The following is a 17,926-nucleotide window of genomic DNA, read 5'->3' on the forward strand; positions in this document are numbered from 1 at the left end:
CCTACAGGGTGGGTGGGGCCTGCAAGAAACGATTTGTTCTATTTGGCAGAGCGAGAGTGGATGTGAGCAAACGAGCCTTTAACTTCTGCGCAGGCCCTGCCGCGCTTCCAGACGCTGTGCTGCAGCGTGCCCAGGCCGAAATGCTGGACTGGCGTGGCAAGGGCTTGTCGGTGATGGAGATGAGCCATCGCAGCGACGACTACGTGGCCATCGCCGAAAAGGCCGAGCAGGACCTGCGTGACCTGCTGTCCGTCCCCTCCAACTACAAGGTGCTGTTCCTGCAGGGGGGCGCCAGCCAGCAGTTCGCCGAGATCCCGCTGAACCTGCTGCCGGAAAACGGCACCGCCGACTATGTCGAAACCGGCATCTGGTCGAAAAAGGCCATCGAAGAGGCTCGCCGTTTCGGTAGCGTTAACGTGGCGGCCAGCGCCAAGCCCTACGACTACCTGGCCATCCCCGGCCAGAACGAGTGGAAGCTGACCAAGAACGCTGCCTACGTTCACTATGCGTCCAACGAAACCATCGGTGGCCTGCAGTTCGACTGGGTGCCGGAAACCGCTGACGTGCCGCTGGTGGTAGACATGTCCTCGGACATTCTCTCGCGCCCGATCGATGTGTCGCAGTACGGCCTGATCTACGCCGGTGCGCAAAAGAACATCGGCCCGAGCGGCCTGGTGGTGGTGATCGTGCGTGAAGACCTGCTGGGTCACGCCCGCAGCAGCTGCCCGACCATGCTCGACTACAAGGTCTCGGCCGACAACGGCTCGATGTACAACACCCCGGCCACTTACTCCTGGTACCTCTCGGGCCTGGTGTTCGAGTGGCTCAAGGAGCAGGGTGGCGTCGAGGCCATGGAGCAGCGCAACCGCGCCAAGAAAGACCGCCTGTACGGCTTCATCGACAGCAGCGACTTTTACAGCAACCCGATCAGCCACAACGCCCGTTCGTGGATGAACGTGCCGTTCCGCCTGGCAGATGAGCGCCTGGACAAGTCCTTCCTGGCCGGTGCCGATGCTCGCGGCCTGCTCAACCTCAAGGGCCACCGTTCGGTCGGTGGCATGCGCGCCTCGATCTACAACGCCCTGGGCCAGGAGTCCGTCGAGGCTCTGGTGGCCTACATGGCCGAATTCGAGAAGGAGCACGGCTGATGTCCGAACAGGAACTCAAGGCACTGCGCGTTCGCATCGACAGCCTCGACGAGAAAATCCTCGAGCTGATCAGCGACCGTGCCCGTTGCGCCGAAGAAGTGGCGCGGGTCAAGACCGCCTCGCTGGCCGAGGGCGAAAAGCCGGTGTTCTATCGCCCCGAGCGTGAAGCAGCCGTGCTCAAGCGCGTGATGGAGCGCAACAAGGGCCCGCTGGGCAACGAAGAAATGGCGCGGTTGTTCCGCGAGATCATGTCCTCGTGCCTGGCCCTGGAAGAGCCGCTGAAAGTGGCCTATCTGGGCCCTGAGGGCACCTTCACCCAGGCTGCGGCCATGAAGCACTTCGGCCATGCCGTGGTCAGCCTTCCTATGGCGGCCATCGACGAGGTGTTCCGCGAAGTGGCGGCCGGCGCCGTCAACTTCGGCGTGGTGCCGGTGGAGAACTCCACCGAGGGTGCGGTCAGCCACACCCTGGACAGCTTCCTCGAGCACGACATGGTGATCTGTGGCGAAGTCGAGCTGCGTATCCACCACCACCTGCTGGTGGGCGAGAACACCAAGACCAACAGCATCACCCGCATCTATTCGCACGCCCAGTCGCTGGCCCAGTGCCGCAAGTGGCTGGACGCGCACTACCCGAACGTCGAGCGTATTGCCGTTTCGAGCAATGCCGAGGCGGCCAAGCGGGTTAAAGGCGAGTGGAACTCTGCGGCGATCGCCGGCGACATGGCAGCCAACCTGTACGGTTTGACCCGCCTGGCCGAGAAGATCGAAGACCGCCCGGACAACTCCACGCGCTTCTTGATGATCGGTCAGCAGGAAGTGCCGCCGACCGGCGACGACAAGACCTCGATCATCGTCTCCATGAGCAACAAGCCAGGTGCTTTGCACGAGCTGCTGGTGCCGTTCCACGAGAACGGTATCGACCTGACCCGCATCGAGACCCGCCCGTCGCGCAGCGGCAAGTGGACCTACGTGTTCTTCATCGACTTCGTCGGCCACCACCGCGATCCGTTGATCAAGGCGGTGCTGGAGCAGATCAGCCAGGAGGCTGTGGCGCTGAAGGTGCTGGGGTCGTATCCGAAAGCGGTGCTCTGAGCTGGACTGCAATCGCCGGCAAGCCGGCTCCTGCAGGATTGTGTAGGAGCCGGCTTGCCGGCGATGGGCCTTACCAAGATTTCTGAACAGGGTTCGCACTCGTGGTCAATGCTGTAACAAACAACTCTGCGCCAATCATCAACCGCCTGGTCGTGGTTGGCCTGGGCTTGATCGGTGGCTCCTTCGCCAAGGGCCTGCGTGAAAGCGGGCTGTGCCGCGAAGTGGTCGGCGTCGACCTGGACGCCGAGTCACGCAGGCAGGCCGTGGTGCTGGGCGTGGTCGACCGTTGCGAGGCCGAACTCGCAGCGGCCTGCGTCGGTGCCGATGTGATCCAGCTGGCGGTGCCGATTCTGGCCATGGAAAAGCTGCTGGCGCGCTTGGCGCAGCTGGACCTGGGTCGGGCGGTCATCACCGATGTCGGCAGCGCCAAGGGCAATGTCGTGCGCGCCGCCCGCGAGGCCTTCGCCTCGGGGCTGTCGCGCTTCGTCCCGGGCCACCCCATCGCCGGCTCCGAGCAAAGCGGGGTGGAGGCCTCCAATGCCGCGCTGTTCCGCCGCCACAAGGTCATCCTCACGCCGCTGGCAGAAACCGACCCGGCCGCCCTGGCCTTGGTCGACCGCCTGTGGCGCGCGCTGGATGCCGACGTCGAGCACATGCCGGTGGAGCGCCATGACGAAGTCCTGGCTGCCACCAGTCACCTGCCGCACCTGCTGGCGTTCGGCCTGGTCGATTCGCTGGCCAAGCGCAATGAAAACCTGGACATCTTCCGGTACGCTGCGGGGGGCTTTCGCGATTTCACGAGAATCGCCGGCAGCGACCCGATCATGTGGCACGACATCTTCCTCGCCAACCGGGAAGCGGTCCTGCGCACCCTCGATACATTTCGCAGCGACCTCGACGCCTTGCGCGACGCGGTCGATGCTGGGGACGGGCACCAACTGCTGGGTGTTTTCACCCGCGCCCGGGTTGCCCGCGAGCATTTCAGTAAAATCCTGGCCCGCCGGGCCTATGTGGACGCTATGAACGCCAACGACCTGATTTTCCTGGCCCAACCTGGTGGCCGCGTGTCCGGACGGATTCGCGTACCAGGCGACAAATCGATCTCCCATCGCTCGATCATGCTCGGCTCGCTGGCCGAAGGCACCACTGAAGTGGAAGGCTTCCTCGAAGGCGAGGACGCGCTCGCCACGCTGCAGGCCTTCCGCGACATGGGTGTGGTCATCGAAGGCCCGCACCACGGCCGCGTGACCATTCACGGTGTCGGCCTGCACGGCCTCAAGCCGCCGCCTGGCCCGCTGTATGTCGGCAACTCCGGCACTTCGATGCGCCTGCTGTCCGGCCTGCTGGCTGGCCAGTCGTTCGATGTGACCATGACCGGCGATGCCTCGCTGTCCAAGCGCCCGATGAACCGCGTGGCCAACCCGCTGCGGGAAATGGGCGCGGTGGTCGAGACCGGCCCTGATGGCCGCCCGCCACTGACCATTCGTGGTGGCAGCAAGCTCAAGGCCCTGACCTACACGCTGCCGATGGCCAGTGCCCAGGTCAAATCCTGCCTGCTGCTGGCTGGCCTGTACGCTGAGGGCAAGACCACCGTCACCGAGCCTGCGCCGACCCGCGACCATACCGAGCGCATGCTGCGCGGCTTCGGTTACTCGGTCGACAGCAACGGCCCGGTTGCCTCGCTGCAGTCCGGCGGCAAGCTGACCGCGACCCGCATCGAAGTGCCGGCGGATATCTCCTCCGCGGCGTTCTTCCTGGTGGCTGCGTCCATCGCCGAAGGTTCCGAGCTGGTGCTCGAGCACGTTGGCATCAACCCGACCCGTACCGGTGTCATCGACATCCTGCGCCTGATGGGCGGCGACATCACCCTGGAAAACCAGCGTGAAGTCGGCGGCGAGCCGGTGGCTGACCTGCGTGTGCGCGGGGCCAAGCTCAAGGGTATCGACATCCCCGAACAGCTGGTGCCGCTGGCTATCGATGAGTTCCCGGTGCTGTTCGTCGCAGCGGCCTGCGCCGAAGGGCGTACCGTATTGCGTGGCGCCGAAGAGCTGCGGGTGAAGGAATCCGACCGCATCCAGGTAATGGCCGACGGCCTGATCACCCTGGGTGTGAAGTGCGAGCCGACTCCGGACGGCATCATCATCGACGGCGGCCAGATCGGCGGCGGTGAAGTGCACGGCCACGGCGACCACCGTATCGCCATGGCCTTCAGTGTTGCGTCGCTGCGCGCCAGTGCGCCGGTGCGCATCCATGACTGCGCCAACGTCGCCACCTCGTTCCCCAACTTCCTGGCGCTGTGCAAGGAAGTCGGCATTCGCGTCGCCGAAGAGGTCAAGCCGTGAATTCGCAAGCACCGGTCATCACCATCGACGGGCCGAGCGGCTCGGGCAAGGGCACCGTTGCCGGCCTGTTGGCCCGTGAGTTGGGCTGGCACCTGCTGGATTCCGGCGCGCTCTACCGGTTGCTGGCTTTCAATGCCAGCAACCACGGCGTCGACCTGACCAACGAAGAGCTGCTCACCAAGCTTGCCGCCCATCTGGATGTGCAGTTCATCGCCGCCCAGCCCGGCAAGCTTCAGCAGACCATCCTCGAGGGTGAGGATGTCAGCCAGGTGATCCGCACTGAAACCGTGGGCGCCGGTGCGTCCATGGTTGCTTCGCTGCCGGCGGTGCGTGATGCGCTGCTGGGGCGCCAGCGGGCGTTTCGCGAAATGCCAGGGCTGATCGCCGACGGCCGCGACATGGGCACCGTGGTGTTCCCCGACGCGCCGCTGAAGATCTTCCTCACCGCCAGTGCTGAGGAGCGTGCTCGTCGCCGTTACCTGCAGTTGAAGGGCAAGGGTGAAGATGTTAGTCTGTCGAGTCTGCTAGATGAGATCCGTGCACGCGATGAGCGTGACACCCAGCGCGCAGTGGCCCCGCTCAAGCCGGCGGCCGATGCCATTCAGCTGGATTCCACGGAGTTGTCCATCGAGCAGGTGCTGCAACGCATCAGAAGTGAGCTCGCCCTGCGCGATCTGGTCTGATGGAGAGGAGAGCAGGCAGGGGCACCAGTCAACGTCCTGTCAGCGCTTCTTAACTTAACGAAACCCACATTGTCTGGAATGTGGCTATGGGCGTTTGTTTCGCCCGAATCTACAGGAATTAAAATGAGCGAAAGCTTTGCAGAACTCTTTGAAGAAAGCCTGAAAACCCTCAATCTTCAGCCGGGTGCCATCATCACCGGTATCGTTGTCGACATCGACGGCGACTGGGTTACCGTACACGCTGGCCTGAAGTCCGAGGGCGTCATCCCGCTCGAGCAATTCATCAACGAAGCTGGCGAACTGTCCATCAAGGTCGGTGACGAAGTTCACGTTGCGCTGGACGCGGTCGAAGACGGCTTTGGCGAAACCAAGCTGTCCCGTGAAAAAGCCAAGCGCGCCGAGTGCTGGATTGTTCTGGAAGCTGCTTTCGCTGCCGAAGAAGTGGTCAAGGGCGTTATCAACGGTAAGGTTAAAGGCGGCTTCACTGTCGACGTTAACGGCATCCGTGCGTTCCTGCCGGGCTCCCTGGTTGATGTCCGCCCAGTGCGCGACACCACCCACCTCGAAGGCAAAGAGCTGGAATTCAAGGTCATCAAGCTGGACCAGAAGCGCAACAACGTTGTCGTTTCCCGTCGCAGCGTCCTGGAAGCCGAAAACAGCGCCGAGCGCGAAGCTCTGCTGGAAACCCTGCAGGAAGGCCTGCACATCAAGGGTATCGTCAAGAACCTCACCGATTACGGCGCATTCGTCGATCTGGGTGGCGTCGATGGCCTGCTGCACATCACCGACATGGCCTGGAAACGCATCAAGCATCCGTCGGAAATCGTCAACGTTGGCGATGAGATCGATGTCAAGGTCCTGAAATACGATCGCGAGAAAAACCGCGTATCGCTGGGTCTGAAGCAGCTGGGCGAAGACCCATGGGTTGCTATCAAGGCTCGCTACCCGGAAAACACCCGCGTCACCGCTCGTGTTACCAACCTGACCGACTACGGCTGCTTCGCTGAGCTGGAAGAAGGCGTTGAAGGCCTGGTGCACGTTTCGGAAATGGACTGGACCAACAAGAACATCCACCCGTCGAAAGTCGTTCAGGTTGGCGACGAAGTGGAAGTCATGGTTCTGGACATCGACGAAGAGCGTCGTCGTATCTCCCTGGGTATCAAGCAGTGCAAATCGAACCCATGGGAAGATTTCTCCGGCCAGTTCAACAAGGGTGACAAGATCACCGGTACCATCAAGTCGATCACCGACTTCGGTATCTTCATCGGCCTGGACGGCGGCATCGACGGTCTGGTTCACCTGTCCGACATCTCCTGGAACGAAGCTGGCGAAGAAGCCGTGCGTCGCTTCAAGAAGGGCGACGAGCTGGAAACCGTCATCCTGTCGGTTGACCCAGAGCGCGAGCGCATCTCCCTGGGCATCAAGCAGCTGGACTCCGATCCGTTCACTGACTACGTCGCGCAGAACGACAAGGGCGCTATCGTCAAAGGTATCGTCAAGGAAGTCGACGCCAAGGGTGCAATCGTCACTCTGGCCGATGACATCGAAGCTTCCCTGAAGGCTTCCGAAATCAGCCGTGACCGCGTTGAAGACGCCCGTAACGTGCTGAAGGAAGGCGAAGAGATCGAAGCCAAGATCATCAGCGTTGACCGCAAGTCCCGCGTTATCAGCCTGTCCATCAAGTCGAAGGACGATGCTGAAGAGCGCGAAGCCATCCAGAGCCTGAAAAACGCTCCGGAAGCGGCTGCCGATACCACCATGGCTGCGCTGCTGCGCGAAGCAATGGCCAAGCAGAACTGAGTTCTGTTTGATCGGTAAAAAAGGGTGGCCTTCGGGCCACCCTTTTTTTTGCCTGCATTTTCAGTCCAAACGCCATCACCCTGTAGGAGTCGGCTTGCCGGCGATAAGGCCGGGCCTGCGCCCTGCAAATGCCTCGGCACCACTCATTTTTAATCTGCCCATTCTTGAATTTTTTTGTTTAGTCAAGAACCACCCTGTTCAAATCCGCCGGAGCGTGCTACAAACTGGTTAAGCAATGATCTAGCTGCTTGATAACGAAGGGAAAAATATGACGAAGTCGGAGCTGATCGAACGTATTGTCACCCATCAGGGGCTGCTCTCGTCCAAGGACGTCGAGCTGGCCATCAAGACCATGCTTGAACAGATGTCGCAGTGCCTGGCCACGGGTGATCGCATCGAGATTCGTGGTTTTGGCAGCTTTTCTTTGCACTACCGCGCGCCGCGTGTAGGGCGTAACCCCAAGACCGGTCAGTCGGTCAGCCTCGAAGGCAAGTACGTGCCTCACTTCAAGCCCGGCAAGGAGTTGCGTGATCGGGTCAATGAAGAAGAAGAGCATGAGCTCACCTGAACATTTGAAGGAACAGACTGATGCGTAACCTCAAGCGCGCCTTGCTGGCGCTGTTCGTGCTGCTGTTGGCAGCCGTGGTGTTGTTTTTCGTGCTGGAGAACCAGCAGACCGTCTCCCTCGTGCTGTTCGGTTGGGCGGCGCCAGCGGTACCGGTGGCGGTGCTGGTGATCGCGGCCCTGGTGCTGGGCCTGGCAGTCGGCCCGTTGCTCGGGGCCTATGGGTTGATGCGCGGCAAGCGCAAGATCCGCGCTAGCGCACGGCAAGAAGCACTGGCTGGCAGCTGAAGCGACCTTTCCTACGAAAAGCGGCGGACTCGCGGCCTTTGTCGAAGCCGCGCAGGGTGACTTAATGGGGCACTTTTTCCCATGGTCGCAAAGGACTCTGCGCAATGCTTTTTCCCTGCATTTCCCATCATGGTGGCACTCGTGGTGTCACCGGCTCCTGTCATCAACTGCATCTCGATAGCGACCACAGCCTGCTGATTGACTGCGGGCTGGAGCAGGGGGCAGATGCCCGTGGTGCGTCACCCGGCCAGCTTGGTTTCGATATTTCCGGTATCCAGGCGCTGATCATCACCCATGTCCATCTCGACCATGTCGGTCGCATCCCGGCGCTGTTCGCCGCAGGCTTTCGTGGGCCGATCTTCTGCAGCGAGCCCTCGGCCAGGCTGTTGCCGCTGGTGCTGGAAGATGCCTACAAACTCGAGATCAGCCGCGAGCCTGCGCAGGTTGCCAGGTATCTGGCGTTTCTGCAGGAGCGTATCGTGCCGCTGGCCTTCGAGCGATGGCATGAGCTTGTCGAGCGGCCCGGCATGCGCTGTGCGATACGCCTTCAACGCGCCGGGCATCTGCTTGGCTCGGCCTATGTCGAGTGCGAGGTCGCGCTGGGCGAAGTTGCTACCCGGGTAGTGTTCTCGGGTGACCTGGGGGCGCCGGACAATCCGCTTTTGCGCCCGCTGGTGCCGCCGGAGCGCGCCGACCTGCTGGTGCTCGAGAGCGCCTATGGCGACCGCCTGCACCCGGACCGCAGCGAGCGGCGCAAGCGCCTGGAGGCGGCCATCGACCGGGCGTTGGCCGATGATGGCACCATCCTCATTCCGGCGTTCAGCCTGGGGCGCACCCAGGAGCTGCTCTACGAGCTTGAGGATATCCTGCACCGCAAAGCCTTGTTGAACGAGCCTGGGGGGAGGGTGGGGGGTAACTTTCGCGATTGGTCGCGGCTACCGGTGATTCTCGACTCGCCCTTGGCGCGGCGAATTACCGGTGTTTATCGGGAGCTGCACCAGTTCTGGCGCGCCGAGGCCAGTGGCCGTGTACTGCAGGGGCGCGAGCCGCTGGGGTTTCGCCAACTGATCACCATCGACAGCCATGCTCAGCACCAGCAGGTGGTGAACCACCTCAAAAGCACCGGGCGCCCGGCCATCGTCATTGCCGGCAACGGCATGTGTTCGGGCGGGCGCATCGTCAATTACCTCAAGGCCATGCTCGGTGACTCGCGGCATGAGGTGCTGTTCGTCGGTTACCAGGCCAAGGGCACACCGGGGGCGGTGATCCAGGCCAGTGAAGGAGCCGAAGGTTTCGTGCAGATCGACCTGGATGGGCAGATGTACCAGATACAGGCCAAGGTCACGACCTTGGCTGGCTATTCGGCGCATGCCGATCAGGAGGGGTTGGTGCGTTTCGCCTTGGGGGCGGGCGAGTCGGCAAGGCGTATCGTGTTGGTGCACGGTGAAGTTGTTGCAAAGCGACAGTTGGCTCGGGCTTTGCGTTTGCGCTACGCCAATGATGGAAGCAGGGTCGACATCGAAATTCCTGCATGAAGCCGTTTCGATGATGTCATTTGGCCTCTATTTCTTGCGGTTAGGGATTCCCCCGACAGTTGACAGTGTTTTTTCGGAAGCCTTCTGCGTTCGAAACGGGCATAATGCGCCGTTTCCGTCTTGGGTTGCCGTAGCGGACCAGGCGTTGCGGCAGCGCTGTAAAGCTTATGTAACAGCTTGAAAAGTCTCGCATTCTGGCGCGAGGGCCAATGGTGTGACCGACCGCAGTGTGTAACCACTACGGTAGCGGGCGCACGCCCCGTTGCCGCAAATACCGTTTTTAGTTTTAGAGAAGGGGAGTTTCATCGATATGTCGGTTATCAAGCAGGAATGCATCGCCAGGTTCAAGGGCAAGGAGGCGTTGATCGGCATCGTCGGGCTGGGCTATGTCGGTCTGCCACTGATGCTGCGCTACAACGCCATTGGCTATCGTGTGCTGGGTATCGATATCGACGAAGGCAAGGTAACCAACCTGAATGCCGGCAAGAGCTACATCGAGCACATCCCGGCGCAGAGCATTGCTGCCGCTCGTGGCAACGGCTTCGAGGCGACCACCGACTTCAGCCGCGTGGCCGAGTGTGATGCGCTGATCCTGTGCGTGCCGACGCCGCTGAACAAGTACCGCGAACCGGACATGAGCTTCGTCATCAACACCACCGAAGCCATCAAACCGTACTTGCGTGCCGGCCAGGTAGTCTCCCTGGAAAGCACCACCTACCCGGGTACCACCGAGGAAGAGCTGCTGCCACGTGTACAGGAAGGCGGCCTGGTGGTGGGGGAGAGTATCTTCCTGGTCTATTCGCCAGAGCGTGAAGACCCGGGTAACCCCAACTTTGAAACCCGCACCATCCCCAAGGTGATCGGCGGCCATACTCCGGCCTGCCTCGAGGTTGGCGTCGCGCTGTACGAGCAGGCCATCGACCAGGTGGTGCCGGTAAGCTCGACCAAAGCCGCAGAAATGACCAAGCTGTTGGAAAATATCCACCGTGCGGTCAACATCGGCTTGGTCAATGAAATGAAAGTGGTCGCTGACCGTATGGGCATCGACATCTTCGAAGTGGTCGATGCGGCTGCCACCAAGCCGTTCGGGTTCACCGCCTACTACCCTGGCCCGGGCCTGGGCGGCCACTGCATCCCGATCGACCCCTTCTACCTGACCTGGAAGGCCCGCGAATACGGCCTGCATACCCGTTTCATCGAGCTGTCCGGTGAAGTCAACCAGGCCATGCCCGAGTATGTGGTCAACAAGCTGATGGACGGCCTGAACAACAAGGCCAAGGCGCTCAAGGGCAGCAAGGTGCTGGTGCTGGGCATCGCCTACAAGAAGAACGTCGACGACATGCGCGAGTCGCCATCGGTCGAGATCATGGAGCTACTGGAAGCCAAGGGCTGCCAGGTCGCTTACAGCGACCCGCATGTGCCGGTATTCCCGAAAATGCGCGAGCACCACTTCGACCTTTCAAGCGTCAGCCTGACTGCCGAAAGCCTGGCTGGGTTCGATGCCGTGGTACTGGCCACCGACCATGACAAGTTCGATTACGAGCTGATCAGCCAGCATGCCCAGCTGGTGGTCGACAGCCGCGGCAAGTATCGCGCCCCGCAAGCCCACATCATCAAAGCCTGATTGCAGGAGTGTTGCAGTGAAACGTTTTGCTCTGGTCGGCGCTGCCGGCTACATCGCGCCACGCCACATGCGTGCAATCAAGGATACAGGCAACGAACTGGTGTCGGCCTACGATATCAATGATTCGGTCGGTATCATCGACAGCCTTTCGCCGCAGAGTGAGTTCTTCACCGAGTTCGAGCGCTTCATCGAGCATGCCTGGCAGCTCAAGCGCGACAGCGCAACCGCGCTGGACTATGTTTCGGTGTGCTCGCCCAACTACCTGCACCATGCCCACATTGCCGCCGGCCTGCGCCTTGGTTGTGACGTGATCTGCGAAAAGCCGCTGGTGCCGACGCCGGAAATCCTCGACGAACTGGCCCAAGTAGAGCGCGAAACCGGCAAACGGGTTTACAACATCCTGCAGCTTCGCCACCACAAGGCCATTCTCGACCTGAAGGAAAAGGTCGCCGGTGAGCAGCGCGACGGCAAGTACGATGTCGAACTGACCTACATCACCTCCCGCGGCAAGTGGTACATGGAGAGCTGGAAGGGCGACCCGCGCAAGTCGTTCGGTGTGGCTACCAACATCGGTGTGCATTTCTACGACATGCTGCATTTCATCTTCGGCAAGTTGCAGCGCAACGTGGTCCACTTCGCCAACGAGTTCAAGGCTGCCGGCTACCTCGAGTACGAGAAGGCTCGCGTGCGCTGGTTCCTGTCGATCGACGCCAATGACCTGCCGGACTCGGTCAAGGGCAAGAAACCGACTTATCGCTCCATTACCGTGGACGGCGAAGAAATGGAGTTCTCCGAGGGGTTCACCGACCTGCACACCACCAGCTACCAGGAAATCCTGGCCGGCCGTGGTTATGGCATCGAGGATGCACGCCACTGCGTCGAGACCGTCAACACCATCCGTTCGGCGAAAATCGAAGCGCCGAAGGACCAGGAAGGTCATCCGTTCGTCCACGCGCTGCTGCGCTGAGCGGACCATGAACAGCGGGTGGCCGGCCTTTTGGCCACCCGGCTCCCGAGACGTTCGCTTACAGGGCCGTGAATCAACGTGTCAAACCCCTCTCCCACAATGTCGAGCCCCGCTACTCCTACGCATGCGCAACACAGCGTCAGGCTGGATATCCAGGGGTTGCGCGCGGTCGCTGTACTGGCAGTACTGCTCTATCACGCCAATGCAGCCTGGCTGAAGGCAGGCTTTGTCGGGGTAGATGTATTCTTCGTCATTTCCGGTTTCATTATCACGGCATTGCTCACCGAGCGCAGTGCCAAGGTCGAGCTCGGCGCGTTCTACGCCAGCCGCATCAAGCGCATCCTGCCCGCCTACCTGGTCATGCTGGCGGTGGTCTGCGTGGTCTCGGCAGTCTTGCTGCTGCCTGCCGACTTTGCCCTGTTCTTCAAGAGTCTGAAGTCATCGGCGCTGTTCACCAGCAATCGCTACTTCGCCCATTTCGGTAGCTACTTCGCCCCCCAGGCCGATGAGTTGCCCCTGCTGCATACCTGGTCGCTGGCGATCGAAATGCAGTTCTACCTGTTTTTCCCGCTACTGATCGTTTTCACGCCCGCGCGGCGCCGGTCGTTGGTGCTGGCCTTGCTGGCCATGGCACTGTTTGCCTGGAGCGGTTACCGCAGCTTGCATGGCGACGCTTCCGGGGCGCTCTATTTCTCCCTGCTGGCCCGTATTCCCGAGTTTTTGCTGGGGGCGCTGGTTGCCGTGGCCCTGCGCCAGCGTGAGTTGCCAGGGTCGCTGGCGAACCTGGCCGGGCTGCTTGGGGTCGTGCTGCTGGCTTGTAGTTTCTGGCTGGTCGAAAAGGCCCGCTTCCCCGGTTTCTGGTCGCTGCTGCCATGCCTGGGGGCTGCGTTGCTGATCGCCGCCCGGCGCGGTGTCGCCAGCAGCCTGCTGGCTTGCGGGCCAATGGTCTGGCTCGGCGGCATCTCCTACTCGTTGTACCTGTGGCACTGGCCGGTGCTGGCATTCATCCGTTATTACACCGGGCAGTATGCGTTGTCGGCTCCGTGGTTAGTGGCATTCGTGCTGGTTTCCTTGCTGTTGGCATGGCTGTCGTATCGCTTTGTCGAGCAGCCTGTTCGTGGTTCCGGGCGCATCACCCGGCAGTGGCCCAAGTGGGGCGTCGCGTTAGCGGCCGTGGTGCTGCTGGCCTTGGGTGGCCGCTTTGTCAATCAGCGCCTGGTCGACCCGCTGCCTGCAGAGATGACCACCTATGCGCCGGATGAGCAGATCTGCCACGGCACGCTGGTCGGGGAGTGCAAGCGCGGGGTCGCGAGCGCACCAGTCTCGGCGCTGGTGATCGGCGACAGCCACGCCGCCCAGTTGAATTTCTTTTTCGACGAGGTGGGCAACGAGCTGGGCACAGCGTACCGAGTGATCAGTGCAAGCAACTGCGTGCCGATTCCTGGTTTCGACGTGGAGCGCCTGGCTGATTGGGCCAGGCCTGGCTGCGAGGCGCAGATGCGGGTGGTTGCTGACGATCTGACAAGACGGCAGAACGTGGTGATTGCCGGCATGTGGCAGATGCAGGTGCAAAGCCCTGCCTTCCTTGCCGCCTTCGAGCGTTTTGTGCGCAGCAGTGCCGAACAGGGCAAGCACCTGGTAGTGCTGGCGCAAGTGCCGATGTTCATCGCCAACCCCTTGCGTATGCACAGGTTCCAGGCCATTGGGTTGCCCGTGCAGGTTGTCGAGAACAGCAGCTGGCGGGCGGCCAACGCGACCATCAGGCAGTTGGTCGAAAGCGTGCCTGGCGCCAGCTTCGTCGACATGTCTGGTGCCCCGCTGTTCAACGAGGCGCCTTATTACCAGGGCAGCCTGATGTACCTCGACAGCCACCATCTCAACCAGCGTGGCGCGCGTGCCTACGGCCACCTGGCAGTGAGCAGGTTCAGGCAGGTTTTCACACAGTCACAAGCGAACAAGGGCTCTCAGCCATGAACCATTATCAGCATGCCAGTGCGATCGTCGATGACGGCGCGCAGATCGGCAAGGATTCACGCATCTGGCACTTTGTGCATGTATGCGCAGGCGCCCGCATCGGCGCCGGTGTTTCGCTGGGCCAGAACGTGTTCGTCGGCAACAAGGTGGTCATCGGCGATCACTGCAAGATCCAGAACAACGTGTCGGTCTACGACAACGTCACCCTCGAGGAGGGTGTGTTCTGTGGCCCGAGCATGGTTTTCACCAATGTCTACAACCCCCGCTCGCTGATCGAGCGCAAGGCCGAGTATCGAGATACGCTGGTGCGCAAGGGCGCGACCCTGGGTGCCAATTGCACTATCGTCTGCGGCGTCACCATTGGTGAGTACGCCTTCGTCGGCGCCGGCGCGGTAATCAACAAGGACGTACCGGCATACGCCCTGATGGTGGGTGTGCCGGCGCGCCAGATTGGCTGGATGAGTGAATTCGGCGAGCAGTTGCAACTGCCCCTGCAGGGTGAAGGTCATGCCGTGTGCGAGCACAGCGGGGCAAAATACGTATTGAACGGCAAAGTGCTCGCCAAGGAGAGCGTACAATGATCGAGTTCATCGATCTGAAGGCCCAGCAGGCCCTCATCAAAGAAAAAATCGACGCTGGCATTCAGGCGGTGCTGGCTCACGGCCAATACATTCTCGGCCCTGAAGTGGCCGAGCTCGAGGAGCGCCTGGCGGCCTTCGTCGGTAGTAAGCACTGCATCAGTTGCGCCAATGGCACCGATGCCCTGCAGATTGCCCAGATGGCGTTAGGCATAGGCCCCGGTGACGAAGTGATCACCCCGGGCTTCACCTACATTGCCACTGCCGAGACAGTAGCGCTGCTGGGTGCTAAGCCGGTGTACGTGGATGTCGACCCGCGCACCTACAACCTCGATCCGGCCAAGCTGGAGGCAGCGATCACCCCGCGCACCAAGGCCATCATTCCGGTCTCGCTGTACGGGCAGTGTGCCGATTACGATGCGATCAATGCCATTGCCGCAAGGCACGGCATCGCAGTCATCGAAGATGCCGCGCAGAGCTTTGGCGCCACCTATGACGGCAAGCGCTCCTGCAACCTCACCACCATCGCCTGCACCAGCTTCTTCCCCAGCAAACCACTGGGTTGCTACGGTGATGGTGGGGCGATGTTCACCAATGACGACGAGCTGGCCAAGGTGCTGCGCCAGATCGCCCGTCACGGCCAGGACCGCCGTTACCACCACATCCGTGTAGGTGTGAACAGCCGCCTGGATACCCTGCAGGCAGCGATCCTGCTGCCCAAGCTCGCGATCTTCGAAACCGAGCTGGCGCAGCGTCAGCAGGTCGCCGCACGTTATGCCCAACTGCTCGAGCAGCAAGGTATCGCCGCACCCTTCGTGGCACCGGGCAACAGCAGCGCCTGGGCCCAGTACACCGTGCAGGTCGACGACCGCGACAGCGTGCAGGCGCAACTCAAGGCAGCGGGTGTGCCCACCGCCGTGCACTACCCGATTCCGCTCAATCAACAGCCGGCAGTCAAGGATGAGCACACAAGCCTGCCTGTCGGCGATGCAATCGCGCGCAAGGTCATGAGCCTGCCGATGCATCCTTACCTCGGCGAGACCGACCAGCAGGCGATCTGTGCTGCACTGGCCGCCGCTACCCGCGATTAATGGAGTACCCAGCATGAAAGTCCAAGGTTCCAAGATTCTCGTCATCGGCGGTGCCGGTTTCATCGGCAGCTTCGTGGTTTCCGAACTGCTCAAGGAAGGCGCCGAACAGGTCGTCATCTACGACAACCTGGCCCGCGGCAAGCTGAGCAACATCGCCGAGCAGCTCAAGGACCCGCGCTGCACCATGTACCCGCACGGTGGTGACATCCGCGAGATCGACCTGCTCAACGACGCCATGAAAGGCATGGACGGGGTGATCCACCTGGCCGCCATGTGGCTGCTGCACTGCAAGGACTTCCCGCGGACTGCATTCCACGTGAACATCGAGGGCACGTTCAACGTGCTCGAGGCGTGCGTGAACAACAACATCAAGCGCCTGGTCTACTCCTCCTCGGCATCGGTCTACGGCGATGCGGTGCAGGTGCCGATGACCGAAGATCACCCGTTCAACAACCGCAATTTCTACGGTGCCACCAAGATCGCCGGCGAAGCCATGTGCCATGCCTATCACGACCGCTTTGGCCTGAGCTACGTCGGCCTGCGCTACATGAACGTGTATGGCCCGCACCAGGACCAGACTGCGGCCTATACCGGCGTGATCCCGATCATGCTGAACAAGATCGACGCCAATGAAGGCCCGGTCATCAACGGCGACGGCACCCAGGCCTATGACTTTATCTATGTCGAAGATGTTGCCCGCTGCAATGTCCGGGCACTGGAGTCCGAAGTCACCGACCAGTTCTACAACGTCGGTACAGGCGTGCAGACCAGCATCAAGGAACTGTGCGACACCATCCTCGATCTCAAAGAGTCCGAGTTGAAGGTGCAGTACCGTCCGTACAGCGCCGACGATGCCCGGCGCATGGTGCAAAACCGCATCGGCTGCCCGAAGAAAGCCACCGCCGACCTGGGCTTCACCTACAAGTACGAGCTGCGTGAAGGTTTGCAGAAGCTGATCGACTGGCGTGCCGAGAACGGGGCGGAGTGATTTCGATGGAAAAGCGTAATATCGCCATCTCGCTGCCCAGCACCGGCGAGGAAGAATGGCAGGCCACCCGCGAGCCGCTGATGAGCGGCTGGCTGACCCAAGGCCCGAAGGTGGCAGCATTCGAGAAAGCCTTCGCCGAGCGCCATCAGGTGCCACACGCCCTGGCCGTCACCTCCTGCACCACTGGCCTGCACCTGGCACTGGCCGGCCTGGGTATCGGCCCGGGTGACGAAGTGATCGTCCCGGCCTTCACCTGGGTGGCCACTGCCAACGTCGTCCTGTATTGCGGCGCCACCCCGGTGTTCGTCGACGTCGACCCGCTGACCTTCAACCTTGACCTCAAGCAGGTCAAGGCCAAGGTCAGCGAGCGCACTCGTGCGGTAATCGCCGTACACTTGTTCGGCCGTTGCCTGGATATCGACACCCTGCGCGCCGAACTGCCGTCCTCGGTGGCCATCGTCGAAGACGCTGCCTGCGCTGCCGGCGCCAGCTGGAACGGCCGCCCGGCCGGAAGCCTGGGTGATGTCGCCGCGTTCTCGTTCCACCCGCGCAAATCGGTCACCACCGGTGAAGGCGGCATGGTCACCACGGCCAACGCCGAGCTTGCCGAGACCATGAACCAACTGCGCAACCATGGCGCCACGCTGTCCGAAGAGCAGCGTCACCATGGCCCGCGGCCCTACCTGCTGCCCGAGTTCAACCTGCTCGGCTTCAACTATCGCATGACCGACCTGCAGGGCGCGGTGGGCCTGGTGCAGTTGGCCAAGCTCGATGGTTTCATCGACGAGCGCGAGCAATGGGCGCAGTACTACTGCGAGCAATTGGCCGGTATCGATTGGCTGCGCCTGCCGAGCACTCCGCAAGGTGGCCGTCATGGCTGGCAGGCGTTTGTCGTCTACGTCGACCCGGCCAAGGCGCCGATGCCGCGTAACCAGATGATGGAGATCCTGCAGGAGAAGGGCATTTCCACGCGCCCCGGCACCCACGCAGTGCACATGCTGGCTTACTACCGTGAGCGTTTCGGCTTCAGCGCCGAAGACTTCCCGGCGGCACGTGACTGCAACGATCACAGCATGGCGATCCCGCTGCACAACCGCATGGTTGCAGAGGACTACGCCTACGTCGTCGAGGCGATCCGCCAGTTCGGTTGATCGCTACGCAGGGCCACGGTAGTCGGCTGGACGCAACATTCGAGGTGCCGGTTCGGGGGCAGGGAAGCTTCCGGGCCACAGCCTTCAAGAAATTCAGGA

15 protein-coding genes are annotated in these 17,926 nt (G+C 61.7%); all 15 read left to right on the plus strand.

Translation table 11 applies throughout. The annotated features are described in order from the left end of the window. Positions 1-62: 62 nt before the first annotated feature. The gene (gene serC, locus ACI2KK_RS18985) at positions 63-1,148 is read left to right on the plus strand and encodes a 3-phosphoserine/phosphohydroxythreonine transaminase (protein WP_404670100.1); all 1,086 of its coding nucleotides are present in this window, start codon (positions 63-65) and stop codon (positions 1,146-1,148) included. Next, positions 1,148-2,242 carry a prephenate dehydratase gene (pheA, locus tag ACI2KK_RS18990; protein ID WP_404670101.1) on the plus strand — a complete coding sequence of 365 codons (1,095 nt, stop codon included), beginning with the start codon at positions 1,148-1,150 and terminating at the stop codon, positions 2,240-2,242. Before serC ends, pheA begins: the two co-directional genes overlap by 1 nt. Before the next feature lie 101 nt (positions 2,243-2,343). Beyond that, the gene (locus tag ACI2KK_RS18995) at positions 2,344-4,584 is read left to right on the plus strand and encodes a bifunctional prephenate dehydrogenase/3-phosphoshikimate 1-carboxyvinyltransferase (RefSeq protein ID WP_404670102.1); all 2,241 of its coding nucleotides are present in this window, start codon (positions 2,344-2,346) and stop codon (positions 4,582-4,584) included. Beyond that, complete coding sequence (gene cmk, locus ACI2KK_RS19000) at positions 4,581-5,267, plus strand: (d)CMP kinase (protein ID WP_404670103.1); 687 nt, start codon at positions 4,581-4,583, stop codon at positions 5,265-5,267. Before ACI2KK_RS18995 ends, cmk begins: the two co-directional genes overlap by 4 nt. Before the next feature lie 123 nt (positions 5,268-5,390). Beyond that, positions 5,391-7,067: a 30S ribosomal protein S1 gene (rpsA, locus tag ACI2KK_RS19005; protein ID WP_369990332.1), complete on the plus strand. Its 1,677-nt coding sequence runs from the start codon at positions 5,391-5,393 to the stop codon at positions 7,065-7,067. Between the two features lie 268 nt (positions 7,068-7,335). Next, a complete protein-coding gene (gene ihfB, locus ACI2KK_RS19010; protein WP_217842315.1) occupies positions 7,336-7,635 on the plus strand; it encodes an integration host factor subunit beta in 300 nt (99 codons plus the stop codon). A gap of 20 nt (positions 7,636-7,655) precedes the next feature. Next, positions 7,656-7,919 carry a LapA family protein gene (locus ACI2KK_RS19015; protein WP_404670104.1) on the plus strand — a complete coding sequence of 88 codons (264 nt, stop codon included), beginning with the start codon at positions 7,656-7,658 and terminating at the stop codon, positions 7,917-7,919. A gap of 104 nt (positions 7,920-8,023) precedes the next feature. After that, positions 8,024-9,454 carry an MBL fold metallo-hydrolase gene (locus ACI2KK_RS19020; protein WP_404670105.1) on the plus strand — a complete coding sequence of 477 codons (1,431 nt, stop codon included), beginning with the start codon at positions 8,024-8,026 and terminating at the stop codon, positions 9,452-9,454. Positions 9,455-9,764: 310 nt separating this feature from the next. Beyond that, complete coding sequence (gene wbpA, locus ACI2KK_RS19025; protein ID WP_404670106.1) at positions 9,765-11,078, plus strand: UDP-N-acetyl-D-glucosamine 6-dehydrogenase; 1,314 nt, start codon at positions 9,765-9,767, stop codon at positions 11,076-11,078. A gap of 16 nt (positions 11,079-11,094) precedes the next feature. Then, positions 11,095-12,045 (plus strand): UDP-N-acetyl-2-amino-2-deoxy-D-glucuronate oxidase, encoded by a 951-nt coding sequence (gene wbpB, locus ACI2KK_RS19030; RefSeq protein WP_404670107.1) that lies wholly within the window; start codon positions 11,095-11,097, stop codon positions 12,043-12,045. A gap of 159 nt (positions 12,046-12,204) precedes the next feature. After that, a complete protein-coding gene (locus tag ACI2KK_RS19035; protein ID WP_404670108.1) occupies positions 12,205-14,019 on the plus strand; it encodes an acyltransferase family protein in 1,815 nt (604 codons plus the stop codon). Next, positions 14,016-14,600 (plus strand): UDP-2-acetamido-3-amino-2,3-dideoxy-D-glucuronate N-acetyltransferase, encoded by a 585-nt coding sequence (gene wbpD, locus ACI2KK_RS19040; RefSeq protein ID WP_404670109.1) that lies wholly within the window; start codon positions 14,016-14,018, stop codon positions 14,598-14,600. Before ACI2KK_RS19035 ends, wbpD begins: the two co-directional genes overlap by 4 nt. After that, complete coding sequence (locus tag ACI2KK_RS19045; protein WP_404670110.1) at positions 14,597-15,688, plus strand: DegT/DnrJ/EryC1/StrS family aminotransferase; 1,092 nt, start codon at positions 14,597-14,599, stop codon at positions 15,686-15,688. Before wbpD ends, ACI2KK_RS19045 begins: the two co-directional genes overlap by 4 nt. A 13-nt stretch (positions 15,689-15,701) precedes the next feature. Beyond that, positions 15,702-16,676: an SDR family NAD(P)-dependent oxidoreductase gene (locus ACI2KK_RS19050; protein ID WP_404670111.1), complete on the plus strand. Its 975-nt coding sequence runs from the start codon at positions 15,702-15,704 to the stop codon at positions 16,674-16,676. A gap of 5 nt (positions 16,677-16,681) precedes the next feature. Next, positions 16,682-17,827, plus strand: coding sequence for a DegT/DnrJ/EryC1/StrS family aminotransferase (locus tag ACI2KK_RS19055; protein ID WP_404670112.1), 1,146 nt, complete (start codon positions 16,682-16,684; stop codon positions 17,825-17,827). Positions 17,828-17,926: the final 99 nt, after the last annotated feature.

The organism is Pseudomonas sp. NPDC089406 (assembly GCF_044900265.1).
Lineage (GTDB): Bacteria > Pseudomonadota > Gammaproteobacteria > Pseudomonadales > Pseudomonadaceae > Aquipseudomonas > Aquipseudomonas fakonensis.